At 66.5% G+C, this 4,230-nt stretch carries 5 protein-coding genes; 2 read left to right on the plus strand and 3 right to left on the minus strand.

The annotated features are described in order from the left end of the window. Positions 1 to 184, plus strand: a 184-nt coding sequence (locus tag DBR20_RS20185) for a DUF1176 domain-containing protein (protein ID WP_146187066.1), incomplete at its 5' end; no start/stop codon positions are given. Beyond that, entirely contained in the window at positions 185 to 1,243 is a 1,059-nt protein-coding gene (locus tag DBR20_RS20190; protein ID WP_108268008.1) for a DUF1176 domain-containing protein, read from the plus strand. It begins immediately after the preceding gene. A gap of 38 nt (positions 1,244 to 1,281) precedes the next feature. Here the strand turns inward: DBR20_RS20190 and DBR20_RS20195 are convergent, their stop codons facing one another. From DBR20_RS20195 to carB, 3 genes are all read right to left on the minus strand, one after another. Beyond that, entirely contained in the window at positions 1,282 to 2,202 is a 921-nt protein-coding gene (locus DBR20_RS20195) for a phosphoglycerate mutase (RefSeq protein ID WP_108268010.1), read from the minus strand. Between the two features lie 3 nt (positions 2,203 to 2,205). Next, the gene (greA, locus tag DBR20_RS20200) at positions 2,206 to 2,670 is read right to left on the minus strand and encodes a transcription elongation factor GreA (RefSeq protein WP_176022519.1); all 465 of its coding nucleotides are present in this window, start codon (positions 2,668 to 2,670) and stop codon (positions 2,206 to 2,208) included. A gap of 8 nt (positions 2,671 to 2,678) precedes the next feature. After that, the coding region (gene carB / locus DBR20_RS20205; protein ID WP_108268012.1) for a carbamoyl-phosphate synthase large subunit at positions 2,679 to 4,230 on the minus strand (1,552 nt) is incomplete at its 5' end.

Here is a 4,230-nt window from a genome sequence, read left to right on the forward strand (position 1 = left end):
GCGCGTCGAGCGCACGCTCTACGCACGCTACAAGGGCCGCGGCATCGGCGACTGCGTTTCCGGCTCGGACTGGACCTGGGATGGCCGCAGATTCCAGCCAAGCAGTGCGTTCAGTACCGGCTTGTGCCGTGGCATGCCGGGGGGGCACTGGACCCTGCCGACGCTGGTCAGCGAGGTTCGCTGAGTGCGCGCATCTTCACTGTTACGCACGCCACTGCTGCTGGCCTCCCTCACTCTGGCGTCGATTGCCTCGGCCGCTGAACCGCTTGGCACATCGTTCGTCGAGGGCGACGGCGTGATGGCCTGCGACAACACCCGCACCTGCCGGCTGGCCGCCTACGGTCCGCTGGCACCGCTGATGCTGAGCGTGCTGCTCGAACGCGCTGGCGGGCCACAGACGGCGGTCACCGCACGGCTGTCAATGGCCGAAGGCGCCGAGGACGCGCCTCGTACCCCTGCGGCGGTGGCACCCGAAGGGACGTTGCGACTGCGCGCGGACGGAAGGGACCTCGGTGCCATCGGCCACAGCGACGCGCTCGACCTTGGCCTGGAACTACCCTCGCGCTACGTGGCAGCGATGATCGATGCGCTGGTGAATGGCAAACGCATCGAGATGAGCGATGCCTCTGGCCACGCCTGGCCGCTGTCGGATCGCGGCATCCGCACGTTGCTGCTGAAGATGGACGAAGCACAGGGTCGGCTGGACACCCCAGGCGCACTGGTGCGCAAGGGCGCACAGCCGGAATCGAAGGTGCCGGCCGCGGTAGCCGCGCCACCACTGAAGGCACCGCCCCTGCTGGTCGAAGTACATGACGCGGATGGACAACTGGCTGAGCGGACAGACCTGCTTCAGCAACTGCAGCCGGTGGCCGCCGCGCGGAGCGCCTGCGAACAGATGTCGTCGCGCCAACTACGCATCGAACGGGTGGATGCTACCCATGTCCTTGCCCTGTTGAGCTGTGCAACCGACCACCACATCGTGCCAGCGGGTACCTGGCTGATCCGCGACCGTCCGCCATTCGCACCCAAGCTGCTCTCGTCGACCCCGCTGTTTCCGCTCTACCCGCACGCCGTGTTTCTTGAAGAAGGCCTTGCGACAGACCAGGATGCGTGCGGGACGAACCGGCACTGGGCGTGGGACGGAAGTCGACTGATCCTCAGTGCGGAGTACGTCGGCCACTACTGCAGCAGCCCGAGCCGCAGGCACTGGCAGTTGCCGACCTACGTCACCGATGTTCAATAGCACATCCGCCGGGCATGGCCCGGCACTACCGCATTGCCTCAACCGTCGTGCAGCTGCCGAGGCTTCTTCCAGAACTGCCAGCGCTGGCGCTTGTCCAGCTGGAACTGCAGGCCATCCTCGAAATCCAGCACCAGCCGTTGCAGTTCGCCCCGCTTGAGCGCGGCCAACAGCGGCCGGATCGCATCGTTGCCCAGCTGCTGCAACGAGCGCAGCTGGCGCAGATCAACCAGTGCATCGACCGATTGCTCGCCATCCACCGCTACGCCTGCGGCCTGGGCCAGGCCCTGCAGCAGCGCATCGCGGCTGCGCACCTGCGCATGCGGCGTGGCCACCGATACCGGCATCACGCCACCGCCCCAGAACCACAGCGAATTGATCGGCTGCTGGCCCTGTGCGGCGCGCTGCTGGTTCCACGAATGGGTATGCAGCAGCACCTGCGCTTCGGTCATCAGCGCTCGCCAGCGGCGGCCCGCCTCACCCGGTGGCAGGTGCGAGAACAGGTCATCACCCAGCACCTCGTCCGGACTGTCGAACTCCGGTAGCTCGGTACCGATAGGCAGCCGCAGGTACCAGCGCGACGGATCAGGTGCATCCAGCACGAAGCCCGCATCCGCAAACAGCGGCTGCAACACGGGCAGCAGGGCCAATGTATCGGCCAGGCTGGGCCGCAGCGTTTCGCCGTGGCCCATCATGCGCGCGCCATGCATGTCCGGCACCATGCAGGCCGGATCGGCACGCAGCCAGCAAGCGCCGGCGGCATCGCCGACGTCACGCTGGCGGGTCAACGCGGCCACCGGCCATTGCGGCGCGGCGACCGTGAAGTGACGCAGCAGCTGCGCCCGTTCACCGGCGTCGCCCTGCGAGGTGGTGGCGCGGCCCAGGGCGCGCGCCACATCATCCGGCAACGCAGCCACCGCAAAGCGGCTGCGTGCCGGCAACAGCAGGGTCGCCGTCGCCACGGATCAGTCCTGGTAGCTGACGCTGACGATCTCGTACTCGCGCTGGCCGGCCGGCGCATCGATCACGATCGAGTCACCTTCCAGCTTGCCGATCATCGCGCGGGCAACCGGCGAGGAAATCGCGATCAGGCCCAGTTTGATGTCCGCTTCCAGATCGCCAACGATCTGGTACTTCTTCTCTTCGTCCGACTCCACGTCGGCCAGGGTCACGCTGGCGCCGAACACCACCTTGGAGCCGGCATTGAGCTTGCTCACGTCGATGATCTCGGCGTGCGACAGCTCGCCTTCCAGCTGCTTGATGCGGCCTTCGATGAAGCCCTGTTCCTCGCGCGCGGCGTGGTACTCGGCATTCTCCTTCAGGTCGCCATGCTCGCGCGCTTCGGCGATCGCGGCGATCACCTTCGGGCGCTTGACCGACTTCAGGTGATCCAGTTCATCGCGCAGTCGCTGCGCGCCCTTCATCGTGATGGGTGCTCTCATGCGTTCAACTCCTTGTGCAGTTCCTGCAGCGACCAGACCGGGCCGGTACCGCGGAATTCCAGTGAATCCACCAGCGCCTTGGCGCCGGCAATGGTGGTCGAATAGGTGACGCGGTGCTGCAGTGCCTCGCGGCGGATCGAGAACGAGTCGTTGATCGCGGCACGGCCTTCGGTCGTGTTGACGATATAGACGATCTCGCCGTTCTTGATCGAATCGACGATGTGCGGGCGACCCTCGACCACCTTGTTGATGATCTCGCAGTCCATGCCGTGCTGCTGCAGCCACGCCGCGGTGCCACGGGTGGCGACCAGGCTGTAGCCACGTGCCAGCAGGGCCTTGGCCACCGGCAGCACGCGCTTCTTGTCCGGGTCGCGCACCGACACGAAGGCCTTGCCCACCGGCGGCGCCTTGATGCCACCGGCTTCCTGCGCGCGCGCGAAGGCGGCGTTGAAGCTGCGGCCCACGCCCATCACTTCACCGGTGGAGCGCATCTCCGGCCCAAGGATCGGGTCGACGCCCTGGAACTTGGCGAACGGGAAGATCGCTTCCTTCACCGAGTAGTAGTCCGGCACGATTTCCTTGGTGGCGCCCTGCTCTTTCAGGGTCTTGCCCGCCATGCAGCGGGCCGCGATCTTGGCCAGCGGCATGCCGGTGGCCTTGGACACGAAGGGCACGGTGCGCGAAGCACGCGGGTTCACTTCCAGCAGGAAGATGGTGTCGTTGCCTTCCTCGTCGGTCTGGATCGCGAACTGGGTGTTCATCAGGCCCACCACGTTCAGGGCCTTGGCCAGCTCGACCACCTGGCGACGCAGCTCTGCCTGGGTTTCAGCCGACAGCGAGTACGGCGGCAGCGAGCAGGAGGAATCGCCCGAGTGCACGCCAGCCTCTTCGATGTGCTCCATCACGCCACCGATCAGGACGTTGCCCTGGGCGTCGGCGATGATGTCCACGTCGCACTCGACGGCGTTGTCGAGGAAGCGGTCCAGCAGCACCGGCGAATCGTTGGACACCTTCACCGCGTCACGCACGTAGCGGGCCAGGTCGGATTCGCCGTAGACGATTTCCATCGCGCGACCACCCAGCACGTAGCTCGGGCGCACCACCAGCGGGTAGCCGATCTCGCGGGCCAGCAGCAGGGCTTCCTGGTCGTTGCGGGCGATGCGGTTCGGCGGCTGCTTCAGGCCCAGCTGGTCCACCAGCTGCTGGAAGCGCTCGCGGTCTTCGGCCAGGTCGATCGAGTCCGGGCTGGTGCCGATCACCGGCACGCCGTTGGCTTCCAGCGCGCGTGCCAGCTTCAGCGGGGTCTGGCCGCCGTACTGCACGATCACGCCCTTCGGCTGCTCCAGCTCGACGATTTCCAGCACGTCTTCCAGGGTCAGCGGTTCGAAGTACAGGCGGTCGGAGGTGTCGTAGTCGGTCGACACGGTTTCCGGGTTGCAGTTGACCATGATGGTTTCATAACCATCCTCGCGCAGCGCCAGTGCCGCGTGCACGCAGCAGTAGTCGAACTCGATGCCCTGGCCGATGCGGTTCGGGCCACCGCCGAGG

It is taken from the genome of Stenotrophomonas sp. HMWF023 (assembly GCF_003060985.1).
GTDB classification, from domain to species: domain Bacteria; phylum Pseudomonadota; class Gammaproteobacteria; order Xanthomonadales; family Xanthomonadaceae; genus Stenotrophomonas; species Stenotrophomonas lactitubi.